Origin of the sequence: Flavobacterium sp. JLP (genome assembly GCF_015350755.1) — a bacterium.
Taxonomy (GTDB): domain Bacteria; phylum Bacteroidota; class Bacteroidia; order Flavobacteriales; family Flavobacteriaceae; genus Flavobacterium.
In genome coordinates this window covers 245,980-270,362 of record NZ_JADKPS010000006.1, presented here as the reverse complement: position 1 = coordinate 270,362, position 24,383 = coordinate 245,980, and the positions used below count along the sequence as shown (strand labels likewise).

Genomic DNA, 24,383 nt, shown 5'->3' with positions numbered 1-24,383 from the left:
AAAGAAATCTTGGTTAATAATCGTATTTTGCACCCTCAACTAAGCGAATAAATTCTGCTTTGTAACCTTCGGGATCACTCGCTATTCCTTGTTTTGCTAATTTCAGAATATCATCGGATGACTTATTTGAAATCAGTTTTGAATCTCTCAATTTTAATCCGAACCACGCAACGGCAGTACTGAATTTAAAATCGTCTGATGTTTTTTCTGTCGCAACTACCTTGTCTTCAATTACTTTTGTCATTTCGATACTTTTGTCACCATCTGGTTTTTTGTAACGGAATTTTATGGTTGCAAGTTCATTATTGTAATTATTTCCTGTTTCCTGTACTTTAGTATATTTTAAATCGTCAGGCTGTTGGTTTAAATAATTGCTCGAAACTCCAGCAGGAATAATTTCATATAAAGCAGTAACCGTATGATTGCTTCCTAATTCTCCGGCGTCAATAGCATCATTTTTAAAATCTTCCGGACGAAGTTTTCTGTTTTCGTATCCAATCAAACGATACGCCTGAACTTGTTTTGGGTTGAATTCAATCTGGATTTTCACATCTTTTGCAATCGCAAACATCGAACCTTTAAATTCTTTTCCTAAAAAACGGTTGGCTTCCTGAATGTTATCGATATAGGCATAATTTCCGTTTCCTTTATCTGCTAAAGTTTCCATTTTGCTGTCTTTGTAATTGCCCATTCCATAACCCAGACAAGTTAAGAAAACACCAGTTTTTCTTTTTTGTTCAATTAATGTTTCCATATCAGAATTAGAAGTGCTTCCCACATTAAAATCGCCGTCAGTTGCCAGAATTACTCTGTTGTTTCCATCCTTAATGAAGTTTTCAGATCCAATTTTATACGCCAATTCAATTCCAGCTCCTCCAGCGGTACTTCCTCCAGCATTCAAATTTTCTAAAGCATCGTTTATTGTTTTTTTCTCTCCTCCAGAAGTTGGAGGCAAAACCAATCCTGCTGCGCCTGCGTAAACTACAATTGCTACTTTGTCTTTTTCTCTTAATTCGTTTACCAAAATTTTCATCGATTGTTTTAGCAATGGCAATTTATTAATATCACTCATTGAACCTGAAACGTCGATTAAGAAAACCAGATTAGAAGCCGGCAAATTTTCTGTTTCGATATTTTTTCCCTGCAAACCAATTTTTAAAATTTGGTTTTTAGTATTCCAAGGCGAATCGCTCAATTCTGTATTGATAGAAAACGGATTCTGATCTTTTGGCTGTGGATAATTGTATTTAAAGAAATTCACCATTTCTTCCACACGAACAGCATCTTTTGGAACTGCTTGTCCGTTGTTGATAAAACGTCTTACATTGGTATACGAAGCATTGTCAACATCAATAGAAAAAGTTGAAAGCGGTCCTGTTTTTGGACTTTCAAAAGCATTTTCTACAAAATTGTCGTAATCTTCCTGATTGGGTACAGCTGGAGGCGCAATATTTATGTTTTTCAATTTGGCATCGAGTTCTTTCTCCGTAAGGTTTTTGTATATTCCGTTTTTGGTATCAATAATTACAACTCCGTTTGCTGCTTTATTTCCGTAAAGAGAAGTAGCATCAGCATCTTTTAAGACTTTTACATCTTGAACATCATTGGGATTAATATTGGCGAATTGTTTGGCTTTAACCGGAACTCCATCAATAATATATAAAGGCTCGTTTTTTGATGAAATAGACTCAACTCCTCGGATTGCAACACTTTGACTTGGACTTGCAACATACTGAACATTGTTTTGAACTTGAATTCCTGCAACTTTTCCTTGAATTGCTTTAGCAGCTTTTTTTTCTTTTCTTCTAGAAATATATCCAGAACTATTGTCTTCATATTCGGCATTGCTAGAACCGTAACCAACAACTACGACTTCTTGCAACGATTGGTTTGCAGGCAGCAATTTTATATTAATCGTAGTTGAATTTTGTACTTTTTGTCTTTGAGAATTATAGCCAATATATTCAAAAACCAAAAGATCTCCTTTTTGAGCCTGAATGCTGTAGTATCCGTCAAAATTGGTTACAGCACTTTTTTTTGTGTTCATATTAATCACATTTACGCCCGGAAGCGGCAGTTGGCTTTCGTCTGAAACGATTCCTGTAATTGTTTTTTCCTGTGCTTTTACTACGAAACATATAAGCATAGAAAGGGCTAATGAAATAAGTTTTACGTTTTTCATGATAGTAAGTTTTTAAATTAAAGTTTGTTTTTCAGCTAGTTTTGCGAAGCTGGTTTCCCTTTTCGGGTAGTAATAATAACGACTCCTTTTTTGCCTTTTTCGCCATATTTTGATGTGGCTTCTAAGTCTTGAAGAACCATAATGGTTTTAATTTCTTGTTTGTTTAAAGGTGCGTATGGACTTGTTGGATTTGGACCAAACAAATCATTTTCAGAATAATAAATGCCGTCAATAATATATAAAGGAGAATCTAGCACAATAAGCGAATCTACATTTTCAGGTTTAAGATTCGGAAGTTCTTTCTCCAGCATTCTTTCTCGCTTTTCGTCATTGCTGTGTGTTAAAGCGTTTCCGTCAACAACAATAAGCGGAGCACTTTTTTTAGCCATTTGAGGCGCTTCAGAATAGGCAGCTTTCGCTGATTCTCTTTGAATTGGTCTTGAATAACCAAAACTTTTTGCCTCTTTTGCTTTCGAAAGTGTTGTTTGTTGCTCTTCATTATCGACATATCCTGATTGCACAGAAACTGGAGCGGCAATTTCATCAGCAACGATTACAGCATTTACTCCATTTTTTCCTGTTGATTCAGAAAAACTGCCTTGCACTTCGCTTATGGCAACTTTTTGCTGTTCTTTAATTTGTTTGTCTAAAACTTTTTCTGCTTCAGCTTTCGGAAGTATTGGTGAATCAGTTGAAACAAGAGCATTATCTTTTTCTGAGGAAGGATTTTTAATTGCTTCTTTTTCTTTTTCATTTACTACAACTTCTGCCGCTGGAATTACCGTTGTTTTATTTGATTTTAAAAACTGAGAACCCAAAGAAATTAATAACAAAAGAGATGCTGCAATGGCGACTTTTTTCCATAATGAAATCTTGTTTTTTGCTTCTTTTTTGTCGAGTTTATCTTCAACACGCGACCAGACTTTTTCCATTCCTGGAAAATCTTTTTGTTCCGAGTTTTGCGCGGCTTCTTTAAATTTATCGAATATTTTATCTTGATTGTCCATGACTATTTTGCTTTTTGATAATACAATTTATTTACTAATTCCTTCAGCTTGGTTTTAGAAGCGTTCAATTGTGATTTTGATGTTCCTTCAGAAATGTTAAGCATGCTGGCTATTTCTTTATGTCCGTAACCTTCTATAACAAAAAGGTTAAAAACAGTTTTGCAGCCGTCTGGAATATGGTTTAGTAAATTGAGTAAATCTTCTTCTTCTAACGAATTAATTTCTTCTGTAAAAGGCTGAGAAAGCAATTTGACATCATCAAGATACATGTTGAAATTGGTATTCTTCTTGATGGTCGCCAAACAGTGGTTGACGGTTATTTTGCGCGCCCAAGCCTCAAAAGCCTTAGCTTCTTTCAACTGATCCAGTTTTGTGAAAATAGTATAGAAAGCGTCAGCCATGGCTTCTTCAATTTCTTCTTCCTTTTTCAGGTACCGTTTGCAAACGCGATACAATTTTGGAGCCATATGCTCATAAACCTGACGCTGTGCCTCACGGTTCATTTTTTTGCAGTTAGAAATTTGAGTTTCGTTTATCACAATTGTTGTCTTTCTTATATAGAGAGATAAAAAGATAAAAAGGTTGGGAAGGCGGTGAAAAAAAGTTTAGAAATGGCGTTTATTTTTTAAAATTTATTTTTTGGAACTATATGTCATATCTGTAAATGAAACAAATACGTTTAATTTTGGTTATAATTAATCTTTACGAATCTCTGAGAATTCTTTGTAAATCTCTGTGAAATAATTTTTACACAGAGATTCACAAAGGTTACGCGAAGCTTCACAGATAAAGAAATCTACTTAGCTGGCAAACTCAATTTAAAAATCTTAGTTTCCAACAATTCCGTGTCATTATCTTCGCAAAGCAAAAACTCAATTTTGTTATTTTCTTTTTTGTAGAAAGTCAAACCTTCGAATTTATTGGTTGCCGTTATTTTTTGCGTGAAATCTATTTTCATGGTTTTAAGATCGATTCGGCCAATAAAACTTCCTAGAATTTCGCCGTCGTCATAAGTTGATTTTGTGTCTTCTGCAGTAGAAAGAAAATAAATTTTGTCGTCGACTAAAATGGCATCGGTAAAACTAGAACGAACGCCTTTTATTTTTGGCAGTTTATAATTGGTAGCAACCAATGCAAATTCTTCTCCCAGACTTTTTGAGTGAATGGTAAAAATCGTGTTTTTATTTGAAATGCCATTTCCTCGATTGAATAAATACCAGTTTTCTCCATCGAAAATAGCACCTTCCAGATTAAAATCTTCTGGTTTTATAGATCCGAAATTTTGCATTACGGCATATAAATCGACAAGATTATTTTTTTGTAAAATGGTTTTAGTTTTGAGATCAAACTCAATCATTTTATTTCGGTTTTCGGTCGAGCCGGAACCAAAAACATAAAGTGTATCATTATGATGTGTAATCGATTCGAAATCGGGTTTTATATTTTTTGGAATATTTTGCGAAGGATTATCAATTAATGGATGATGACTTAATTGCTGATTCTGCATATTATATTCGTATAAGAATCCGCTATTGTCGCCAATAATGTAAAGGGCATCATTATTATAAAATAATCCTGATGCAGAACCGATTCCGATGATTTGAAATAATATTTCTAATGTGAATTTTTCCATGAAATGTTTTATTTTTTGAAAATAAATACCTAGCCCTGATAGTCCCAAACTTTCGGGAGAAATACTTTAAGAAAGAATTATATTTTTTCTTGACAGAACAAAGTGATCGGAGGAAGCTCTTGTTATGGCTTAAAAAAAACAATTTATTAAAAAAGTATTGCGATTAATAGCAGGAATATGCTTCGTAAAATTAGTATATTTATGATATATAAATTCAGAAAATATGAAGTCAATAGATCCAAAAGATTTTAAAGTTACAGATAAAATAAAATTATCCAAGATTCCGACTTTGCTGAAAGTAAAAGCCGATGATGAAGAAAAGGAAGCAAAACTCGATAAAGTTCAGGCAAAATTGAGCGATTTGCAAGACGTAATGTATGCGCACAATAGATATTCGGTTTTAATTTGTCTTCAAGGAATGGATACTTCTGGGAAGGACAGTTTAATTAGAGAAGTTTTTAAAGAATTTAATCCGCGTGGAGTAGAAGTGTATAGTTTTAAAACACCAAATTCTAGTGAATTAGAGCACGATTATTTATGGCGACATTATATTGCACTTCCTGAAAAAGGAAAGTTTGCCATTTTTAATCGTACGCATTACGAGAATGTGCTGGTTACTCGGGTGCATCCGGAATTTATTTTGGCGGAGAACTTACCTGGAATAAATTCGGTTGAAGATATTACGCCTAAATTTTGGAAAAGAAGAATTGAGCAAATCAATAATTTTGAAAGTCATATTGCAGAAAACGGAACAATTGTAATGAAATTCTTTTTGCATTTAAGCAAAGAAGAGCAACGTCAACGTTTATTGCGTCGTTTGGAAGAAGGTAAACACAATTGGAAATTTTCGCCCGGCGATTTAAAAGAACGCGAACATTGGGATGAATACCAAGAATATTATGAAGAAGCAATAAACAAAACTTCGACCGATCATGCGCCGTGGTACGTTATTCCTGCAGATGATAAAGAAATGGCCCGTTATATAGTTGCTAAAATTATTTGGGAAGAAATGCAAAAATACACAGACATCAAAGAACCAGAATTAGATGATGAAATAAAAGCCAATTTTGAAATGTATAAAAAGGAGTTGGGAGAGAAATAGGATATTAGATAATGGGTCAATTAGAAAATTAGATAATTTTTTGCTGCATTTAAAAAAACTAACGGTCTCGAATCTTCGAGACTGTTAGTTTTTTTTTATCTTAAATTCTCTATTTTAAATTTGTCATAAAAACGAAAACCCGGCAGACTATGCGATCTGCCGGGTGTTCATACCAAAAACAAAAAAATAAATTAAACCTGTATTTTATAAATCAAAACCATATGCTAAACGTAGAGCAACTTGGTTGGTTTTGAATTTGTTGTAGTCCTCATAACGAACACTAATATCAATGTATTTGTTAGCGTATCCAATTCCTGGCGCCCATAAAAAAGTAGTTTGATCGTATCCGTTTGTAACGGCAAAACCAGCACCTACTTCACCTAATACATAAAATTGGTCTTCCCAAACGAAAGCTTTGAAACCAGCTTTTGCAGGAATAAATCCAAGGTCTTTTGCATCGACTCCATTTTCATCTTTTCCCATAAACAAATTGGTAAAACCAGTTGTTAATGTAAGTGAAGCTCTTTTAGTCAAATCGTATTGTAAACGAACATCTCCACCAAGAGACCAATCGTAAGCATTGTCGGTTGGCAAACCTCCGTTTAAACCAAACCCTAATCTGAAACCTTGATCGTAATTTTTAACTTCGCTTTCTAATTGTGTGTCTTGAGCAAAAGTTGTGTTGGCAGATAATAAAGCTATAGCAGCTAGGCAGATAAATTTTAGATTTCTCGATTTCATAATGACAATTTTTTTTGAATTATTAATAATGTAAAAGTAATATTGAGGTGTTTTGGTGTCGTTATATAATTTTTTGAAATTGTTATATAATTTTGAAATTTGGAATTTGAGGCAGCAATTTTGAATTTCTATAGAGTTATTCTTAAAATTGGCTTATATTTTTAATAATAGGATAGAATTCGACGCTTCTGATTATCTTTGCCGACTAAAAAAGAAGAAGCGTGAGTTTTAACCAATATACAAAGGAGTTCTCTTATAACTTAAGATTAGCATACCCCATAATTTTAGGAATGGTCGGCCATACCTTAATAGGGATAGTCGATAATATTATGGTAGGGAAATTAGGAAGCACAGAACTTGCAGCTGTTTCTTTAGGAAATAGTATGATTTTTATAGCCATGTCTTTAGGAATTGGTTTTTCTACAGCTATTACGCCAATAGTTGCAGAAGGCGATGCCGAAAAAAACGACACCAAAATTCGTTCTGCTTTTCATCATGGCTTGTTTTTGTGTACCATTTTAGGATTGGTACTTTTTGGCGTTATTATTTTAGCAAAGCCAATTATGGAATTGCTGCATCAGCCAGCAGATGTTATTGCACTTGCAAAACCATATTTAGGATGGGTTGCTTTTTCGTTGATTCCACTTATAATGTATCAGGGATATAAACAATTTGCAGACGGAATGTCGATGACAAAATATTCGATGTACGCAATGGTTATGGCAAATGTCCTGCATGTTGGTATTAATTATGTACTAATTTACGGTATATGGATTTTTCCCAAAATGGGTATCATCGGCGCGGCACTTGGAACTGTAATTTCGAGAATCTTCTTGGTAATGTTCATGCATATTATGCTGTCAAGAAGGAATGATTTAAAACGTTTCTTCAAAAATTTCAGCTTTGAAGAAATTAAAAAAGAAACAATTAAAAAAATAATAAGCATCGGGTTTCCCTCGGCGATGCAAATGCTTTTTGAAGTAGTATTATTTACGGCTTCGATCTGGCTTTGCGGGAATATTGGGAAAACGAGTCAGGCAGCGAATCAAATTGCTTTGAGTCTCGCTTCGATGACATTTATGTTTGCCATGGGATTAAGTGTTACTTCTATGATTAGAGTGAGTAATCAAAGAGGATTGCAGGATTTTAAAAAATTAGTGGTTGTGGCGCGTTCGATTTTTTTGCTCGCTATTATTATAGAAACTGTTTTTGCTATTTTGTTTGTCGCTTTTCATGAATTCTTGCCGTATATCTTTTTGAATATGGAAAACGGAGGACAGCTTTTAGATAACACAGAAGTAATAAGCATAGCTTCAAAATTATTATTAATTGCTGCTATTTTCCAGATTTCTGACGGAATTCAAGTAGTAGTTTTAGGCGGTTTGCGCGGTTTGCAGGATGTCAAGATTCCAATGTATATTACCTTTGTAGCGTATTGGGTTATTGGTTTTCCAATTTCCTATTATTTAGGAGAATATACAGATTGGAAGGCGGGAGGAGTCTGGATTGGACTTTTGGCAGGCTTAACTTCAGCAGCTGTCTTTTTATACATTCGTTTTCATTACCTGACAAAAAAATTAATCCATAATTCAGTTTCAAATAGCTAAATTTGGAAGATTAAAAAAATTGAAAACCACAGATTAACTCGACTTACACAGATTTTAAAATCTTTTAGTTCTTGTAATCTGTATCATTTTAAATAAATAAAACAAAAAATAAATAAAATGGAATTACCTAAATTTTTACTTGGAGATAATACTGATTTTCCAGATGATATTTTCATCATTCACCTTGACTATCCAAGATTTATCATCAACTTAAAAGATGATGAGGTTGAGTTTATGGAAGAAGCGGAAGATCTTGATGAAGCTGAATTAAATGCTGAAATGGAAGGCTTAATTGTTCTTGCAAATGAATTTTATGACAGGGAAATAAACCGTTACGAAGAGTAAAGATGCACAGCTGTGTGTCTTTATGATGCATTTAAATCAAAAAGATATTTAAATTTTCTAATGAAAAAATTAAGTTTTTTAAAACCTATTTTTAATTTTATAGCAATCGGATTGCTTATTACGACGCTAAGTCGAATAATTTTATTCTTTATTTTTAAAGATAGAGTTGTCGAAACGCCAAATTTCTGGTACATTTTTCCAATCGGTCTTCGAATGGATTTGATTTTACTTTGTTATTTGTCTTTTTTACCAGCAGTTCTAATTACATTTTTACCAAATAAATGGCTGAAGTTTACCAATAACTTTCTGGTAATTTACAGTTTCTTATTTCTATTTCTGATTCTTTTTGTAGAATTGGCTTCGCCAGATTTTATAAAACAGTACGACACAAGACCAAATAAGATTTTTTTAGATTATCTTATTTATCCAAAAGAAGTGGTTGGAATGCTCTTGAAAAGCTACCTGACTTCGATTATTGTTACTTTTCTAATCTTAGGAATTGCATTGTATTTTGCCTTCAAAAAAGGCAAGAAATACTTTTATACCACTAGTTCTGAATATAAATTCAAATTGTTGGTTTTTCCATTAGTAGCTTTTTTATTGTTTTTTGGTGCGCGATCAAGTCTTACTTCAAAACGCCCTATTAACGCTAGTAATGCTGTTTTTTCAACAGATCAGCTGACGAATTGTTTGGGAATGAATTCATTTTACACGGTTGCATTTGCTGCTTATTCGATTAAAAACGAAGGAAACACAAAAATGTATGGTAAAATGGATGAAGCTGAAGCTATTGCGCGTGTAAAAAAATACATGATCGCCGGTCCAAATGATTTTACAGATGCTGAAATTCCGTTTCTGCATGTGCAACAAGCAGACTCTGTGATGAAAAAACCATATAACTTGGTGATTTTTTTACAAGAAAGCTTAGGTGCAGAATATGTTGGAATTTTAGGCGGAAAACCTTTAACGCCAGAATTTGATAAATTATCAAAAGAAGGAATGCTGTTTACTAATTTATATTGCACAGGAACAAGAAGTGTGCGCGGAATTGAAGCGGTTGTAACTGGATTTTTGCCTTCGCCGTCTGAAAGTGTAGTTCGGCTTGGAAATTCACAGCAAGGATTTTTTACACTTGCTGATGCCTTAAAACAAAAAGGTTATGATACCAGTTTTATTTACGGAGGAATGGCAAATTTTGATAATATGGCTTCGTTTTTCAACGGAAATGGTTTTCAGGATATTGTTGATCAGGAAGATTTCGAATCTGATGGAAATAAATATGCTTTTAAAGGAACCTGGGGCTATTCTGATGAAGATTTAGTAACGAAAGCAAATAATTATTTTAAAGCTAAAGGTGATAAACCATTCTTTTCTTTAATGTTTTCAACATCAAATCATGAACCGTTTGAATATCCGGCTGGAAGAATAAAACCTTATGACAAGAAGCCGGCAACGGTAAACAACGCCATGAAATATGCTGATTTCTCCATTGGAAAATTCTTCGAAATGGCGAAGAAAGAAGCTTATTTTAAAAACACGATTTTCATCGTTATTGCAGATCATAACACCAGAACTTACGGAAAGAATTTAGTACCAATTAATAAATTTCATATTCCAGCATTAATTATGGGGCCTGGAGTTCCAAAAGGAGAAGTTTACAGTAAATTAGCCAGCCAAATTGATATTCCGCCAACTTTATTAAGTTATTTGGGACTTTCGTTTGAAACGCCAATGGTAGGAAGAAATTTAAGCAAACTAGATCCGAAAATTCAAGGAAGATCTATTATGCAGTTTAATGATATAAATGCTTTTAGAGTCGAAAATCAAGTTGTAATTATGCAGCCCAATTTGAAACCGCTGCAGTTTGAAATTAAAAATGATACGACTTTAATTCCGATGAAATTAAATGAAGAATTAGCAAAAGATGCTTTGGCACATGTAATTACAGCAGGAAATTTATATAAAGAAAATAAATATAAGCTTAGAGCAAAATAAGGTTCAAAGGCTCAAAGTTGCAAAGGCACAAAGGTTTTACTCTGAACCTTTGTCACTTTGAGCCTTTATTAAAATAAAATTTTAATAAATCAGAAGCAGCTGCGAAAGGTGAAATTTCATCATTTTGCACTGCTTTTTTGTTTTGTTCCAGTTTTGAAATAATTTCAGGCTGGTTATAAAAATTCAGTTTTAATTGTTCGTTGATGGTTTCCATCATCCAAAAATGATTTTGATCTTTTCGTTTTTCTTGAAAGAAACCGGTTTCATTTGTCATTTCAAAATAAGTAGAAATGGTTTCCCAAATTTCAGGAATTCCATCCTTTGTAATAGCGCTGCAAGTTGTAACTTTTGGCTGCCAATTTGATTTTTTTGGAGGAAATAAATGCAGTGCTCTATTAAATTCTAATTTCGCCTGATTTGCTTTTTTTACATTATCTCCGTCTGCTTTGTTGATAACAATTGCATCGGCCATTTCCATAATACCGCGTTTGATGCCTTGAAGTTCATCTCCGGCGCCCGAAATTTTCAATAAAAGAAAAAAGTCAACCATGCTGTGAACAGCAGTTTCACTTTGTCCAACGCCCACTGTTTCAATTATTATAGTATCAAAACCTGCAGCTTCACACAAAATAATCGATTCACGTGTTTTTCTTGCTACACCTCCTAAAGTATCACCAGAAGCACTTGGTCTGATAAAAGCATTTTCATCTTTAACCAATTCTTCCATGCGGGTTTTATCGCCTAAAATACTGCCATGCGAAAGCGAACTGCTGGGATCAACTGCTAAAACGGCTACTTTTTTTCCTAGATTGGTCAAGAAAGTTCCAAAGGCTTCAATAAAAGTACTTTTTCCAACGCCGGGTACGCCTGTAATTCCAACTCGAATAGATTTATTAGCATGTGGCAAACAACCTTTAATAACTTCATTTGCTTTATCAGTATGTTCTGGATTGGTACTTTCTACTAAAGTAATAGCGCGACTTAAAGCTGTTCTGTTTCCGTTGAGAATTCCAGCAGTCAATTCGTCAGAAGAAGGCTGTTGTTTTCTATTTATTTTAATTTGATTGATGGCAGAAACATTGGTAATTTCAGGAGATGAAATTCCAGCTTTTTCTTGTAAACTGCTTGATTGTTTTTTTGAAGTTGGCAAAATGTACTTTTTGGTATTGTAAAAGTACAGAAAACAAAAACAGTTTCAAAAACGATTCTTTGAAACTGTTTTTATGTTTTACGAATTCCACGAATTTTCACAAATTAAATATTTTGGATTTTTGAATTCGTGAAAATTCGTGAAATCTGTCTTTGATTAATATCCTGCAGTAAAGCGAACTTGATGATGTTTTGGAGTTTCAACTTCGTCAGCAATAACAACAGCAAGATCTTCAACAGACAAAATACTTCTTTGCTCGTCATTAAAAACCGGATTTTCTAAACCCAGACGGTATTTTCCAGTTCTTCCTGTTTTAGTTCCTGCATGCATTTCAAAAGCTGGACTAAAAAAGGCCCAGTCTAAATCTTTTTCCTCTTTAATAATATTCAAATAATCTCTTGCGGCACTTGCTCCTGCATATATTTCTTTTGGAAAGTCTGGAGTGTCAACTGCTTGTAAATCTGGAGCAACAAATAAACTTCCGGCTCCGCCAATTGTAATAAAACGTTTAACACCAGATTTTTTTACCGCTTCCTGAATTGATTTTGATCCGTTAATGAAATCATCATAAATATTTGGATTTGTCCAACCCGGATTGTAAGCATTTATTACAACATCATTTCCCTTTAGAGCTTCTGCTAAAGCTTCTTCGTTAAAAATATCTGATGCAATCCAAGTTGCGTTTGATGTTTCTTTCGGGTTTCTAGCAATAGCTGTAATGTTGTGTTTTCTGTCTGCTAATTCGTTTAAAATGGCCGTACCAACAAATCCTGTTGCTCCAATAATTGCGATTTTCATAATATATAATTTAATTAGTAATAAAAAACGTTACAGTTTTAGGTAAAAAAATAGTTTTAAAATTGATTCGAAAAATCTTCTAGAGAAATTCCGTCTAATTGCAAACTGATTTTTTGATTCATTTCGGCGTACAGTGCGTCTAAATTTTGATTGATTTTTTTTCCGACAGGACAATCAGGATTCGGCTGATTTTTAGCATAACCCAGATTTATAGTTTCAAAAGTCATTTCAAAAATTTCTTTTAAAGTTAATTTTGAAGAATCTACCGCCAATTTTGTACCGCCATTTTTGCCTTCTTTACTTTCTACAATATGATGTGCTTTTAGGTTAGCAATTTCTTTTCGAACCAAAACTGGGTTCAAATTAATACTTCCGGCAATATATTCAGATGACAAATAATCATTTGGATATTTTGTGAGTAAAGTAAGAATGTGAATCGTTATGGCAAATTTACCTGAAATCATACTGTAATAAAATATGTTACAAATATAAGGTGATTTATTTAATAAAAAAGAATTTTAACGGAAAATTAATCGGTGTCAAGAATTTATAAATTCCTATTTTTGTGATGAACCTTCGATATGAATAATTTTATTTTAATATTTTTTTTCCTCGCATTGGGATTGATTTTACAAAGAGTAAAGCAATTTCCGACTAATGTTTACAAGATTCTAAACAAAATTGTAATCTATTTTTGTTTGCCGGCTATTACCTTATATCATATTCCAAAAATAAAATGGAGCAGCGAATTATTATTTCCAATAGGGGCGGGCTGGATTACTTTTTTATTGGCTTGTATTTTTTTTCATTTTCTAGGAAAGAGATTAGGCTGGTCAAATAAACTCATTGGTTGCCTAATTTTAACAGCAGGATTAAGCAATTCGTCATTTCTCGGTTATCCAATTATAGAAGCTTTGTTTGGAAAAAAAGGACTGGAAACTGCTGTTTTAGTAGATCAGCCGGGAACTTTTGTTGTGGTTTCAACGTTAGGTGTTTTTGTGGCGGCATTTTATTCTAAAGGCAGTCCAGATACATTTAGTATTATCAAAAAAATATTATTTTTCCCTCCTTTTATAACTTTTGTTGTAGCCATATTAATGAATGTTTTTCAGTACGATTTAGATTCAAATATTCAATCTGCATTATTAAAAATTGGAAGTTTTGTAACTCCTCTTGCTTTATTATCAGTAGGATTACAATTGACTTTTGACAGGAAAAGCCAGCACTGGCAATTTTTGCGTCTCGGCCTTTTTTTTAAACTTATTTTGGTTCCATTTGTGATTTTGGTTTTATATGTTTTTATTTTAAAACAGCATTCTGAGGTTATAAAAATTACATTGATGGAAACCGCAATGGCGCCCATGATTACCGGCGCAATTCTAGCTTCAACTTATGGCTTAAAACCAAAATTAAGCAGTATGATGATTGGTTTCGGAATTCCGATTTCTTTTGTCACCCTTGCTTTTTGGTATTTTATCTGTAGTTTTATATAAATTTTGATTACTTAATTCGTCTGCTTCAATATGAATTCATCTCCTCAAACTGCTGCAATCAACAGCAGTACTTTAGCTCAAAAAACAGTTTATTCGGTATTATTTTCAATTGCATTTGCTCATTTACTAAATGATTTAATGCAATCTGTAATTCCATCTACATATCCAATTTTAAAAGAAAATTTTAATCTCACTTTTACTCAAGTCGGACTAATTACGTTTGTTTTTCAGCTTACAGCATCTTTATTACAGCCCTTTGTCGGATTTTATACGGATAAAAAACCAAAGCCATATTCACTTGTGGCGGCGATGATTTTTACGATTTTAGGTTTAGGATTGTTGTCAATTTCGAGTTCATTCTTAATGTTGCTGATTTCTGTAGCTTTAGTCGGAATTGGTTCTTCTATTTTTCATCCTGAAGCTTCGCGAGTTGCCTTTTTAGGTTCAGGCGGGAAACGAGGTTTAGCTCAGTCGATTTTTCAATTAGGAGGAAATGCCGGAAGTGCGATTGGGCCGTTGTTAGTAGCTTTAGTAGTTGCGCCTTATGGGCAAACGTATGTAATTTGGTTTGTAATTGCAGGTTTTATCGGAATCGGTATTTTATCTCGAATTGCCGTTTGGTACGAAAATCACATGAGTTTAAGAGCTTCTAAAAAAGCTGGCTTAGAAGAAGAAACCGTTTCATTGTCAGATAAAAAAATCACGGTTTCAATCATTGTTTTATTGTTGCTGATATTTTCAAAATTCTTTTACATGGCAAGCATGTCAAGTTATTTTACTTTTTACTTGATCAGTAAATTTTCAATGTCAGTTCAGGATTCTCAATTTTACTTGTTTATTTTTCTAGCTTCTGTTGCAGCTGGAACTTTAATAGGAGGTCCGTTAGGAGATCATTTTGGAAGAAAATATATTATATGGTTTTCTATTTTAGGAGCAGCACCTTTCACGTTGCTTTTACCTTATGCTAACTTATTTTGGACAGGAGTTTTAGCAGTAGTTATTGGTGTTATTATTGCTTCGGCATTTTCAGCAATTTTAGTTTTTGCACAAGAATTAAAACCGGGAAAAGTCGGGATGATTTCAGGTTTGTTTTTTGGTTTTGCTTTCGGAATGGGAGGTTTAGGATCGGCGATTTTAGGTTATATTGCTGATCAAACCAGTATTGAATACGTTTACAAAATAAGTTCTTACTTGCCTTTAATTGGTGTCTTAGCCTATTTCTTGCCAAATATTCAAAAGAAAAAATAATATCATCTTAAAATTGATAGAAAAAGTAGAGTTTAGTTTTTTTTAATTATTTTTTTTAAGTAATTTTAGAGGAACTAAAAACTTTAAATTATGTCAACATTAAGATTAGGCGATATAGCTCCAGATTTTCAAGCAGAAACAACCGAAGGGCCAATCAATTTTCATGAATGGTTAGGAGATTCATGGGGTGTTTTATTTTCACATCCTGCAGATTTTACTCCTGTTTGTACAACAGAGTTAGGAACAGTTGCTAATTATGTTCCGGAATTTAAAAAAAGAAATACTAAGGTAATTGCTTTAAGTGTTGATGGTTTAGAATCGCACAAAGAGTGGATTAAAGACATCAACGAAACTCAAAATACCACGGTTAATTTTCCGATAATTGCAGACGAAGATAAAAAAATAGCCACTTTATACGATATGCTGCATCCAAATGCTAGCGAGAAATTTACAGTGCGTTCTGTTTTTGTAATAGGTCCAGATAAAAAAATAAAACTGACATTAACATATCCAGCTTCTACAGGAAGAAATTTTGAAGAATTGCTTCGTGTTATAGACAGTTTGCAATTAACAGCAAATTACAGTGTTGCGACTCCAGCAAACTGGAAGGACGGCGAAGATGTAGTTATTACGCCAGCAGTTCCGGACAGTGATATTGCTGCAAAATTTCCAAAAGGACATACGCCAATAAAACCATATTTACGTATGACACCGCAGCCTAATAAATAGTTTCTAAGGTTCTAAGCTACTAAGTTTCTAATTAAAAAACCTTAGAGACTTAGTAGCTTAGTAACTTTACTAAGCTCTCTTCGTTAATTCATTCATTCGTTTTTTATCTCCAACAACCCATATAATATCGTTTTTCCCTAAAATAATATTCGATTCTGGGTTTAAAATTCGGTTTCCGTTTCGTTCAATTCCAACTACCATTCCGCCAGTTTTTGCTCTGAATTGGCCAATGTTTTTCTCAATAAAATCTTCCTGAGAAATTTCCAGCTGACGTAAAACAATTTGAGATTCTTCTACTGTTTTTGGAGCTTCGCTTTCATTTTGATTTAGATATTTTGTAAATGCAGTTACTTGAGAATCGGTACCAATAACACAAATTTCATCCCCTGGAAACAAACGTTCATTTTTAGTCGGAATCGGAATGGTAACATCACCACGTTTTATATACGCAATGTTAATTCCAAGCTCTTCTCGAATGCGTAATTCCTGCAATGTTTTGCCCGCCAAGTTTGATTCTCTTCCAATGTCAAAAAATGACATATGGCCGTCCCAAGGCATTAGATTCGCATAACGTCTGTCGATTTTTTTGTTTTCTCGATCGTTGAGATTCTTTAAAAAGTGATTTTCAATTTTATGATATTGTTCGTTCAGTTTTTTAGGGAAAATTTGATATACAGCGATAGCAATAATGAGCGCAACAAAAGCTACTAAAGGAGAAAAGAAAATATTCAATAAAAATCCAACAAAAAATAATCCAAGACTCATTCTTACTAAAATCAGCATTAAAAGCGCGCCTCTATACTTACGTTCTTCCCATAATATTTCGACTTCATCTGCAGCTATACGACGTAATGAAAGCGCCCACAAAAAAGGTGCAATTGCAATCAAAGTAATAAGTGCAGCCAATGTGTTTCCAAATCTCGTATCAGCTACTAAAGGAGCAACATATTCTGATGACAATAATATAATTGCCGTAATGATGATCGTGTGTATTACAATTTGAATGACATTTGCATTCAATACTTTTTGCCAAGTACTGACCGATTTTATGGCTTGTGCATTTACACTATATCGGTTAATATTTTTTACCCATTTTTTAGGCAGTTTTTGTTCTAAAAAATGAGAAAAAGGTTCAGCATATTTCACCATAAACGGAGTTGTAAAAGTAGTTATCGCTGAAACTGCCACTACGACAGGATATAAAAATGAACTTGTAACATTCAATGTCATTCCTAAGGTTGCAATAATAAACGAGAATTCACCTATTTGTGACAAACTCATTCCTGTCTGCACAGATTGTTTAAGAGGCTGTCCTGCAAGCAAGGCGCCAATGGTAGAACTTACAGATTGTCCAAAAATAGTCACAACCGTTAATACAGCTACCGGAATCGCATGTTGGTACAACATCTTTGGATCAATTAGCATTCCCACCGATACGAAAAATATCGCTCCAAATAAATCTTTTACGGGTTTTACTAAATGCTCAATATGTTCTGCCTGCGTGGTTTCTGCAATAATAGATCCCATTATAAAAGCTCCCAAAGCGGGCGAGAAACCAACATTTGAAGCAAAAATTACCATAGTCAAGCACAAGGCGAGCGAAATAATCAGCAGCATTTCATCTGTCAATAAATGTTTTGCTTTTTTAAGAAGAGTCGGAATAAAAAAGATACCGCCCAAAAACCAAGCCGTCAAGAAAAACACCAGTTTTAAAACAGACATCAGCAATTCACTGCCAGAAAATTGCTGACTTACTGCAATAGTCGAAAGCAAAACCATCATTAAAATGGCAACAATATCTTGTACAATCAAAGACCCAATAACAATTCCGGCGAATTTTTGTGCTTTTACGCCTAATTCATCAAACGTCTTTAAAATGATGGTTGTTGAGGAAATAGATAAAATTACACCCAGAAAAATACTGTCCATCTGCGACCAGCTCATCCATCGGCCAACCAAATAGCCAATTACAACCATAGTTATAATTTGGGTAAGAGCGGTAATCGAGGCCGTACCGCCCACTTTCATTAATTTCTTAAAACTAAATTCGAGTCCTAAACTAAACAACAAGATGATTACTCCAATTTCTGCCCAAACTTCAACACTTTTCATCTCTGTAATAGAGGGGAAAAAATCAAAATGATTTCCTGCTAAAAATCCAGCGATCAAATAACCTAAAACTAGAGGCTGTTTCATTTTTTTAAATATCAAAACAGCAATTCCAGCGGTCATCAGAATTAATCCCAAGTCGCTGATTAAAGGTTGCAGATGGTGTGTAGTTTCGGCAGCGGCGTTTAAGGCAATCATAGAAAGGTGGTATTTTGTTCAGGAGCTATTCCAGCTTTCCATTTCAAGCTTTTACTCAAAAAACATATTTTTTAATGCAGTACCAGGAGCTTCCTCCGGTCGCTCTGTTCCTGCAAAAAAATATAGTTTTTTTCATAAAAGGCTTTCCATTTCAATCTGGGCTATTTCCCAATCAGGTTAGAAGTAATAAAAAAAGCTATCGTTAAAGATAGCTTTTTTTGACAAAATATTTTAGGTTTTCTTCAAAAACCTGCGTATTTGCTAGGTTTTAACATTGTTTTATTCTTCAATTTAGGAAATCCCTATTTTATTATAAATTATATTCCAACATAATTGCTTGGTGTAATTGCCATTAATTCTGCTCTAACCGAATCAGAAACTTCTAAAGTTGCAATAAAATTATGAATTGCTTTTTTATCAATAGCTTCGTTTGTTCTCGTTAAGCCTTTCAAAGCTTCATACGGATTTGGATATGCTTCTCGACGCAAAATAGTCTGAATTGCTTCTGCTACAACTGCCCAGTTTTTCTCTAAATCTTCCGCAAATTTAGCTTCGTTTAAAAGCAATTTGTTAAGTCCTTTTAAAGAAGCTTCAAAAGCAATAATTGTATGTCCCATCGGAACGCCAATATTACGCAAAACAGTACTGTCAGTCAAATCGCGCTGTAATCTTGAGATTGGAAGTTTAGCAGCTAAATGCTCAAAAATTGCATTTGCAATTCCTAAATTTCCTTCAGAGTTTTCAAAATCAATTGGGTTTACTTTATGTGGCATTGCAGATGATCCAATTTCGCCTGCTTTAATTTTTTGTTTAAAATAATCCATCGAAACATAGGTCCAGATGTCACGATCTAAATCGATAATGATATTGTTGATTCTTTTTAGAGCATCAAAAAATGCTGCAAAATGATCGTAATGTTCAATTTGAGTAGTTGGAAAAGAGTGGTGTAATCCCAAATCTTTTTCTACAAATTTGCTTCCAAATTGTTTCCAGTCAATTTGCGGATACGCCACGTGGTGTGCATTATAATTTCCTGTTGCACCGCCAAATTTAGCTGCAAACGGAATGTTGAACAACAAACGCATTTGTTCTTCTAAACGCTCTACAAAAACCAATATTTCTTTACCTAAACGAGTAGGAGAGGCTGGCTGTCCGTGCGTACGCGCCAACATCGGAATATCTTTCCAATCTGTGCTTAATTCTTTTAATTTCGAAATCAACGAAATCAATGATGGCATATAAACTTGCTCAAAAGCCTCTTTTGTAGATAACGGAATCGCAGTGTTATTAATGTCTTGAGATGTTAATCCGAAGTGAATGAACTCTTTGTATTGAGATAAGTCTAATTTTTCAAAAGCCTCTTTGATGAAATATTCAACCGCTTTTACGTCGTGGTTGGTTACTTTTTCAGTTTCTTTAATCCAAAGTGCATCTTCTGTAGAAAAATTTTTGTAGATGTCACGCAGTCTTTCAAATAAATTATGGTCTAAATCTTTAAGTTGTGGCAAAGGTACTTCGCACAATGCAATAAAGTATTCAATTTCAACTAATACGCGGTATTTTATTAAAGCTTCTTCAGAGAAAAATGGGGCTAATGAAAGGGTCTTACTTCTATATCTTCCGTCGATTGGTGATATAGCATTCAATTCGTTTAAAGTAGTCATTGTTATGTTGTTTTTCGAAAGGCACAAATATAAACAGAATTTGCGGATTAAAATAGACAAAAAAGCAAACACTAATTTCACTCATTTTTACGAAATTATTTCTCATTAATAACCTATCACAAAGCAACTTTATCAAATGGAAATACCGAACTTTTCAAACTGAGCTTTCGTCAATTAAATCAGTGTAAATCTGTGAAATTAGTGTTTGATTTTTTTTAATTTTTCTCTCAAATCTGCCACACCTTCAGAAGCAACTTTAGCAATAACTTCAACTTTATTTCGAATGTTCGGAATCGCAATTGGCTTTGGATCAATATAAAAAACCGGCGTAATGCTGTATGTATATGAAATTAATCCAGCTGCAGGATAAACTTGCAAAGAGGTGCCAATAACAGCAAAATAATCTGCCGTTTCTGTAATTTCAATTGCTTCTTCGAGTGCAGGTACATCTTCGCCAAACCAAACAATATGAGGACGCAGCTGATGTCCGTTTTCATCAAAATCGCCAGTGTATAAATCTTCTTTCCAATCTAAAATTAAATTGCGATTTTGTGTACTTCGCACTTTTAATAACTCTCCATGCAAATGCAGCACTTTTGTGCTTCCAGCGCGTTCGTGCAAATCATCTACATTTTGCGTAATAATGTGTACGTCGAAATCCTGTTCTAATTCTGCTAAAATTTGATGACCTAAATTCGGCTGTACTTCTTTTAACTGCTGACGGCGTTTGTTGTAAAAATCTAAAACCAATTCTTGATTTTTGCGCCAGCCTTCTGGAGTTGCAACTTCCATTACATCATGTCCTTCCCACAAACCGTCACTGTCACGAAAAGTTTTAATACCACTTTCAGCACTGATTCCGGCTCCGGTTAGCACAACTAATTTCTTTTTCATTTATTTTAAAGTTAATTTCATCAGTAAATCGGTTTGTTCATCGTCGCCTAATTTAAAAATATGTTTGTCAAATTCTACAAAACCGTTCTTTTTATAAAAATTCAAAGCTCTATGATTTTCTTCCCAAACACCTAGCCAAATGTAATTTAAGTTTGAATCATTTGCTATTTGCACAGCCTTTTCATATAAAAGTTGTCCAATTTTATGTCCATGAAATTCCTTCAAAACATAAATACGTTCTATTTCTAAAGCATTTTTGTCTTTTAATTCTGTTTGTGTTTCGGCAAAATTTACTTTTAAAAATCCAACAATATCATTATGAAGATAGGCAAAGTAAAATTGAGAGTGAGAATTTGTCAATTCAGAAGTTAATTTTTCTATAGAAAACTTTTCTGTCAAGTATTGATTTAAATTTTCTTCAGAATTCACATCTGCAAAAGTTTCAGAAAAAGTTTGCCTGCCTATTTTCTGTAATTCTTGTATTTCTGAAAGACCAATTTTTTTAATTTCTACGGTTTGCATAATTCAATGTTTTTACGAATTTAATTAAAGTTTTTCTTAAGTGAAAAAGTTATTATTTATTAAGTAATCAAAGAGTAATCAAATGATAAATTTTCCGAGCGAAATACTTATTTTAGCCAATTAAATTGCCACAAAATTGACAACAGAACTTAAAGTAAAGATTAAAAGAAGTTTTTTAGATAATTATCACAGACCTTTGCATCTTCATCCAGAATTTATTCGATTTGAGGATAAAGATTTAACAAATAATAGCTTTACATATTTTAAAGCTTCAGAAATAAAAGATTTTCGTTACGGCATTAATTGGTTTAGATATTACTTTGTTTTCGGAAGGGAATACCAACTTTATATTAGAAGCTATAATGACGAAGTTTTAAAAATTAAGTTTAATTCTTATTTTGGAGTAAAGAAAAAAGAAAAACATGATCTATATGTAAGTATTGTGAATTGGCTTTGGACTTTGTATTTTTCTAAACAAGTAAATGATTTCTTGGAAGAATTTGAAGCAGGAGAATCTTTTTATATAGGAGATGTTGTTATTAATCCTGAAGGCGTAATAATATCAGTTTCAAAATTGATGAAACAGGAAAAAGCACAAATTTCTTGGGAAGATCTAAGATTTAGATTATTCAATACGTATTTTTCTATTTATTCTAAAGAAAATCCAATTGAAATTAATAGAGGCTATTCATATAAAGAAGATTGGAATACTTTTGTATTATATGATGTGATTAAAAACATACTTAGCAATAAAAAAATAGATAATGATTGATTTAGATTACCTCGCATTTCTTGAAAATATACTAACCGATAATCGCAAAGAAAGGTTTTTAAACGTTCTCAGCAATCGTACAAAACATTTTACAATTGCAGTTGAAGATGTTTTTCAGATGCACAATACGAGCGCAGTAATGCGCAGCTGTGAGGTTTTCGGAATTCAGGAATTGAACGTAATTGAGCAGCGCTACGGAAAAAAAATCGATAAAGAAATAGCAATGGGCGCTCAAAAATGGGTCGATATCAATCAGTTTGATTCGGTTTCGAATTGTATTGCGACTTTAAAAAATCAAGGATATCAAATTATTGCGACGACCCCACATGAAAATGATTGTTTGTTAGAAGATTTTGATATTACAAAACCAAGCGCCTTATTTTTTGGCACCGAAAGAGACGGTCTTTCAGAAGAAATTCTAGAAAAAGCGGATGGTTTTCTAAAAATACCAATGGTTGGTTTTACGGAGAGTTTAAATATTTCAGTTTCTGCTGCAATCATCATTCAGAATCTAACAAACAGATTGCGAAATTCAGATATCAATTGGCAATTATCTGAACAAGAAATTCTTGAAAAACGTTTAGCATGGGCTAGAAATTCTATAAAAGATATTAAAAGAATTGAAGCTCGTTATTACGAAGAAAATCCAATATAATTATCGTTTCACATTCCCTGCAAGGTTTTCAAAACCTTGCAGGGAAATCACCAATTTAAATTTATCTTCCAAAAGAATCATAATTATCTTCAGCGTATTTTTCAAAACGCTTCAGTATTGCTATATTTTCTTTTTCTACAGCTGTTAATTGATTGTCAACATTAGTAGAAACAGGAATATACCATTCGACACTGTCAAAAAATTGTCGAACTGTTTTGGTTTTAAAAGAAAATCCATGTCTTGCAAAAATCGTATTTCTCAAAATTTCTAGATCAATTTTCTTTAGATTTTTCAGATCTGATTCTTTTAGCTTTTTTGTTGACGAATTTAGAGTCAAAATACTTTCTGATGCAGCTCTGTATACCGTTGAAACATATGTGTAATCTTCCTTGCTTTCTGAATCTTCCACCTCGTCTTCTGAACTTGTTACCTCTTGTTCTTTTGGATTTTCATAATCTATATACGATTCGTCTTCAGGAAGCATCACATTGGGATCGTATTTGAAATCTTTTTTATAAAGCTCAAATTTTCTTTTGGTAACCTCTTTTTTAGCGTTATTAGCAACCCAGGTTCCAATTAAAAGAGAGTCATTTTTTATTTCAAAATCAAAAACACCATCATTTTTATCATCGCCAGGTTCTTTAAGTATAAAATGAACCGTATTTCCAGTAATGGTCATTGTACCCGAAAGCGGTCTATTATTTCCAGCCACAACACTTTGCGCTGTAACTTTAGATTCTGTTATTTTCTTGATAATAATATTGATTTTGTTGCTGTAATTTTCTTTTTCAGGTTTGGTTGTATCACGTTCTAAAACAGTAAAATCGCCAACCCATGAACCATATAAATCAGTTCTGATTTCTTTAGCGGCAACATTATCGGCATTGTCTTTAGCAGTTTTTTTTTCTTTAGAATTGCAGGAAAAAAGGATTACAGGTAACAATAAATAAAAAAGGTTTCTCATTTTTTTAGTTGGTTATAAAGATAATATTCAATAATTAATAGATTAGGCACCCAGCCTAGCCATGCAATTATTTGGTAAACATCCATTGGTGCAGGATGAAACAAATGTACAAGAACAATCTTCCAAAAACGCAAAGTCACTGCAGAAAAAGTTAAAGCAAAACTTCGGAGCATAAATGCTTTATGGATCGTAATATTTTTGTTTTTGATAGCGGTAAAACCTTTAAGCGTAAAATAAAACCATAAAATCGACAAACTGACAAAAGATATTTTAGAGTAGAATCCTCCATTTGCAAAAAGGCCAATAAAAAAACCAGAAGGCGCGCTTAAAAAGAGAATTACAATGACATAAAACTTGCCAATATTTCTATGGATGGCAGGAAATTTTTCTAAAAGAGTTGAATTCAATTGAAAAAATCCAGCAAGCAAAACAAAAATTGCCGAATATACATGAACATAAAAAAAATCAAGATAGAACGGAACTCTTTCAACCTCAGTTTGTTTTATTTGAAGAAATGCAACATCATCACCAAACGGAACATATTGCCAAGTCAGCTTTATCATTAATATGAAGAA

23 protein-coding genes are annotated in these 24,383 nt (G+C 33.3%); 9 read left to right on the top strand and 14 right to left on the bottom strand.

All coding sequences use genetic code 11. The features are described from left to right. Positions 1–13: 13 nt before the first annotated feature. From IRZ83_RS15495 to IRZ83_RS15480, 4 genes are all read right to left on the bottom strand, one after another. On the bottom strand, positions 14–2,182 hold the full coding sequence (locus IRZ83_RS15495) for a vWA domain-containing protein (protein ID WP_194570102.1): 2,169 nt from the start codon (positions 2,180–2,182) through the stop codon (positions 14–16). Positions 2,183–2,217: 35 nt separating this feature from the next. Further along, positions 2,218–3,189: a hypothetical protein gene (locus IRZ83_RS15490; protein ID WP_194570100.1), complete on the bottom strand. Its 972-nt coding sequence runs from the start codon at positions 3,187–3,189 to the stop codon at positions 2,218–2,220. Between the two features lie 2 nt (positions 3,190–3,191). Then, positions 3,192–3,692 carry an RNA polymerase sigma factor gene (locus IRZ83_RS15485; protein WP_029272680.1) on the bottom strand — a complete coding sequence of 167 codons (501 nt, stop codon included), beginning with the start codon at positions 3,690–3,692 and terminating at the stop codon, positions 3,192–3,194. 293 nt (positions 3,693–3,985) lie between these two features. Next, positions 3,986–4,822 (bottom strand): DUF6929 family protein, encoded by an 837-nt coding sequence (locus IRZ83_RS15480; RefSeq protein WP_194570098.1) that lies wholly within the window; start codon positions 4,820–4,822, stop codon positions 3,986–3,988. A 223-nt stretch (positions 4,823–5,045) separates the two neighbouring features. Here IRZ83_RS15480 and IRZ83_RS15475 point away from each other — a divergent pair, with 223 nt between their 5' ends. After that, positions 5,046–5,924: a PPK2 family polyphosphate kinase gene (locus IRZ83_RS15475; RefSeq protein WP_194570096.1), complete on the top strand. Its 879-nt coding sequence runs from the start codon at positions 5,046–5,048 to the stop codon at positions 5,922–5,924. 204 nt (positions 5,925–6,128) lie between these two features. On the opposite strand, the gene IRZ83_RS15470 is transcribed toward IRZ83_RS15475, so the two are convergent. Continuing rightward, positions 6,129–6,665 (bottom strand): outer membrane beta-barrel protein, encoded by a 537-nt coding sequence (locus tag IRZ83_RS15470; RefSeq protein ID WP_029272683.1) that lies wholly within the window; start codon positions 6,663–6,665, stop codon positions 6,129–6,131. A 221-nt stretch (positions 6,666–6,886) separates the two neighbouring features. Between IRZ83_RS15470 and IRZ83_RS15465 the strand changes: the two genes are divergently transcribed. The 3 genes from IRZ83_RS15465 to IRZ83_RS15455 all read left to right on the top strand — a co-directional run bounded on the left by IRZ83_RS15465 (position 6,887) and on the right by IRZ83_RS15455 (position 10,612). Continuing rightward, positions 6,887–8,272 (top strand): MATE family efflux transporter, encoded by a 1,386-nt coding sequence (locus IRZ83_RS15465; protein WP_194570094.1) that lies wholly within the window; start codon positions 6,887–6,889, stop codon positions 8,270–8,272. 117 nt (positions 8,273–8,389) lie between these two features. After that, entirely contained in the window at positions 8,390–8,617 is a 228-nt protein-coding gene (locus tag IRZ83_RS15460) for a hypothetical protein (protein WP_017495128.1), read from the top strand. Positions 8,618–8,677: 60 nt separating this feature from the next. Next, positions 8,678–10,612, top strand: coding sequence for an LTA synthase family protein (locus tag IRZ83_RS15455; protein ID WP_194570092.1), 1,935 nt, complete (start codon positions 8,678–8,680; stop codon positions 10,610–10,612). A gap of 52 nt (positions 10,613–10,664) precedes the next feature. Here the strand turns inward: IRZ83_RS15455 and meaB are convergent, their stop codons facing one another. The 3 genes from meaB to IRZ83_RS15440 form a co-directional block, all read right to left on the bottom strand. Next, positions 10,665–11,762, bottom strand: a complete 1,098-nt coding sequence (gene meaB / locus IRZ83_RS15450; protein WP_194570090.1) for a methylmalonyl Co-A mutase-associated GTPase MeaB — start codon at positions 11,760–11,762, stop codon at positions 10,665–10,667. Between the two features lie 156 nt (positions 11,763–11,918). Beyond that, positions 11,919–12,560 (bottom strand): NAD(P)-dependent oxidoreductase, encoded by a 642-nt coding sequence (locus IRZ83_RS15445; protein WP_029272688.1) that lies wholly within the window; start codon positions 12,558–12,560, stop codon positions 11,919–11,921. 56 nt (positions 12,561–12,616) lie between these two features. Beyond that, positions 12,617–13,024: an RrF2 family transcriptional regulator gene (locus IRZ83_RS15440; protein ID WP_194570088.1), complete on the bottom strand. Its 408-nt coding sequence runs from the start codon at positions 13,022–13,024 to the stop codon at positions 12,617–12,619. Between the two features lie 117 nt (positions 13,025–13,141). On the opposite strand from IRZ83_RS15440, the gene IRZ83_RS15435 reads away from it, so the two are divergent. The 3 genes from IRZ83_RS15435 (at position 13,142) to IRZ83_RS15425 (ending at position 16,030) form a co-directional block, all read left to right on the top strand. Further along, entirely contained in the window at positions 13,142–14,053 is a 912-nt protein-coding gene (locus IRZ83_RS15435; RefSeq protein WP_194570086.1) for an AEC family transporter, read from the top strand. Positions 14,054–14,083: 30 nt separating this feature from the next. Beyond that, positions 14,084–15,301 carry an MFS transporter gene (locus IRZ83_RS15430; RefSeq protein WP_194570084.1) on the top strand — a complete coding sequence of 406 codons (1,218 nt, stop codon included), beginning with the start codon at positions 14,084–14,086 and terminating at the stop codon, positions 15,299–15,301. Between the two features lie 90 nt (positions 15,302–15,391). Beyond that, on the top strand, positions 15,392–16,030 hold the full coding sequence (locus IRZ83_RS15425) for a peroxiredoxin (RefSeq protein WP_029272692.1): 639 nt from the start codon (positions 15,392–15,394) through the stop codon (positions 16,028–16,030). A gap of 69 nt (positions 16,031–16,099) precedes the next feature. Here the strand turns inward: IRZ83_RS15425 and IRZ83_RS15420 are convergent, their stop codons facing one another. The 4 genes from IRZ83_RS15420 to IRZ83_RS15405 form a co-directional block, all read right to left on the bottom strand. Beyond that, positions 16,100–18,337: a cation:proton antiporter gene (locus tag IRZ83_RS15420; protein WP_194570082.1), complete on the bottom strand. Its 2,238-nt coding sequence runs from the start codon at positions 18,335–18,337 to the stop codon at positions 16,100–16,102. A gap of 317 nt (positions 18,338–18,654) precedes the next feature. Then, entirely contained in the window at positions 18,655–20,001 is a 1,347-nt protein-coding gene (gene purB / locus IRZ83_RS15415) for an adenylosuccinate lyase (RefSeq protein WP_194570079.1), read from the bottom strand. A gap of 198 nt (positions 20,002–20,199) precedes the next feature. Further along, the gene (locus IRZ83_RS15410; RefSeq protein WP_029272695.1) at positions 20,200–20,895 is read right to left on the bottom strand and encodes an SIR2 family NAD-dependent protein deacylase; all 696 of its coding nucleotides are present in this window, start codon (positions 20,893–20,895) and stop codon (positions 20,200–20,202) included. Beyond that, entirely contained in the window at positions 20,896–21,417 is a 522-nt protein-coding gene (locus tag IRZ83_RS15405) for a GNAT family N-acetyltransferase (protein WP_194570077.1), read from the bottom strand. It lies immediately after the preceding gene. Positions 21,418–21,553: 136 nt separating this feature from the next. Between IRZ83_RS15405 and IRZ83_RS15400 the strand changes: the two genes are divergently transcribed. Then, positions 21,554–22,189 (top strand): hypothetical protein, encoded by a 636-nt coding sequence (locus IRZ83_RS15400; RefSeq protein WP_194570075.1) that lies wholly within the window; start codon positions 21,554–21,556, stop codon positions 22,187–22,189. Beyond that, a complete protein-coding gene (locus IRZ83_RS15395; RefSeq protein WP_194570073.1) occupies positions 22,182–22,844 on the top strand; it encodes a TrmH family RNA methyltransferase in 663 nt (220 codons plus the stop codon). The genes IRZ83_RS15400 and IRZ83_RS15395 overlap by 8 nt, the downstream gene beginning before the upstream one ends. A 61-nt stretch (positions 22,845–22,905) precedes the next feature. Here the strand turns inward: IRZ83_RS15395 and IRZ83_RS15390 are convergent, their stop codons facing one another. Both IRZ83_RS15390 and IRZ83_RS15385 read right to left on the bottom strand, forming a co-directional pair. Further along, a complete protein-coding gene (locus IRZ83_RS15390; RefSeq protein ID WP_194570071.1) occupies positions 22,906–23,808 on the bottom strand; it encodes a YARHG domain-containing protein in 903 nt (300 codons plus the stop codon). Beyond that, positions 23,805–24,371: a DUF2306 domain-containing protein gene (locus IRZ83_RS15385; protein ID WP_194570069.1), complete on the bottom strand. Its 567-nt coding sequence runs from the start codon at positions 24,369–24,371 to the stop codon at positions 23,805–23,807. Before IRZ83_RS15385 ends, IRZ83_RS15390 begins: the two co-directional genes overlap by 4 nt. Positions 24,372–24,383: the final 12 nt, after the last annotated feature.

Bases quoted from the DNA above. Each gene is read 5' to 3' on its own strand.
- IRZ83_RS15495 (WP_194570102.1), bottom strand. From the start codon at position 2,182: ATGAAAAACGTAAAACTTATTTCATTAGCCCTTTCTATGCTTATATGT.
- IRZ83_RS15490 (WP_194570100.1), bottom strand. From the start codon at position 3,189: ATGGACAATCAAGATAAAATATTCGATAAATTTAAAGAAGCCGCGCAA.
- IRZ83_RS15485 (WP_029272680.1), bottom strand. From the start codon at position 3,692: ATGAACCGTGAGGCACAGCGTCAGGTTTATGAGCATATGGCTCCAAAA.
- IRZ83_RS15480 (WP_194570098.1), bottom strand. From the start codon at position 4,822: ATGGAAAAATTCACATTAGAAATATTATTTCAAATCATCGGAATCGGT.
- IRZ83_RS15475 (WP_194570096.1), top strand. From the start codon at position 5,046: ATGAAGTCAATAGATCCAAAAGATTTTAAAGTTACAGATAAAATAAAA.
- IRZ83_RS15470 (WP_029272683.1), bottom strand. From the start codon at position 6,665: ATGAAATCGAGAAATCTAAAATTTATCTGCCTAGCTGCTATAGCTTTA.
- IRZ83_RS15460 (WP_017495128.1), top strand. From the start codon at position 8,390: ATGGAATTACCTAAATTTTTACTTGGAGATAATACTGATTTTCCAGAT.
- IRZ83_RS15455 (WP_194570092.1), top strand. From the start codon at position 8,678: ATGAAAAAATTAAGTTTTTTAAAACCTATTTTTAATTTTATAGCAATC.
- IRZ83_RS15445 (WP_029272688.1), bottom strand. From the start codon at position 12,560: ATGAAAATCGCAATTATTGGAGCAACAGGATTTGTTGGTACGGCCATT.
- IRZ83_RS15440 (WP_194570088.1), bottom strand. From the start codon at position 13,024: ATGATTTCAGGTAAATTTGCCATAACGATTCACATTCTTACTTTACTC.
- IRZ83_RS15435 (WP_194570086.1), top strand. From the start codon at position 13,142: ATGAATAATTTTATTTTAATATTTTTTTTCCTCGCATTGGGATTGATT.
- IRZ83_RS15430 (WP_194570084.1), top strand. From the start codon at position 14,084: ATGAATTCATCTCCTCAAACTGCTGCAATCAACAGCAGTACTTTAGCT.
- IRZ83_RS15425 (WP_029272692.1), top strand. From the start codon at position 15,392: ATGTCAACATTAAGATTAGGCGATATAGCTCCAGATTTTCAAGCAGAA.
- IRZ83_RS15420 (WP_194570082.1), bottom strand. From the start codon at position 18,337: ATGATTGCCTTAAACGCCGCTGCCGAAACTACACACCATCTGCAACCT.
- purB (WP_194570079.1), bottom strand. From the start codon at position 20,001: ATGACTACTTTAAACGAATTGAATGCTATATCACCAATCGACGGAAGA.
- IRZ83_RS15410 (WP_029272695.1), bottom strand. From the start codon at position 20,895: ATGAAAAAGAAATTAGTTGTGCTAACCGGAGCCGGAATCAGTGCTGAA.
- IRZ83_RS15405 (WP_194570077.1), bottom strand. From the start codon at position 21,417: ATGCAAACCGTAGAAATTAAAAAAATTGGTCTTTCAGAAATACAAGAA.
- IRZ83_RS15395 (WP_194570073.1), top strand. From the start codon at position 22,182: ATGATTGATTTAGATTACCTCGCATTTCTTGAAAATATACTAACCGAT.
- IRZ83_RS15390 (WP_194570071.1), bottom strand. From the start codon at position 23,808: ATGAGAAACCTTTTTTATTTATTGTTACCTGTAATCCTTTTTTCCTGC.
- IRZ83_RS15385 (WP_194570069.1), bottom strand. From the start codon at position 24,371: ATGATAAAGCTGACTTGGCAATATGTTCCGTTTGGTGATGATGTTGCA.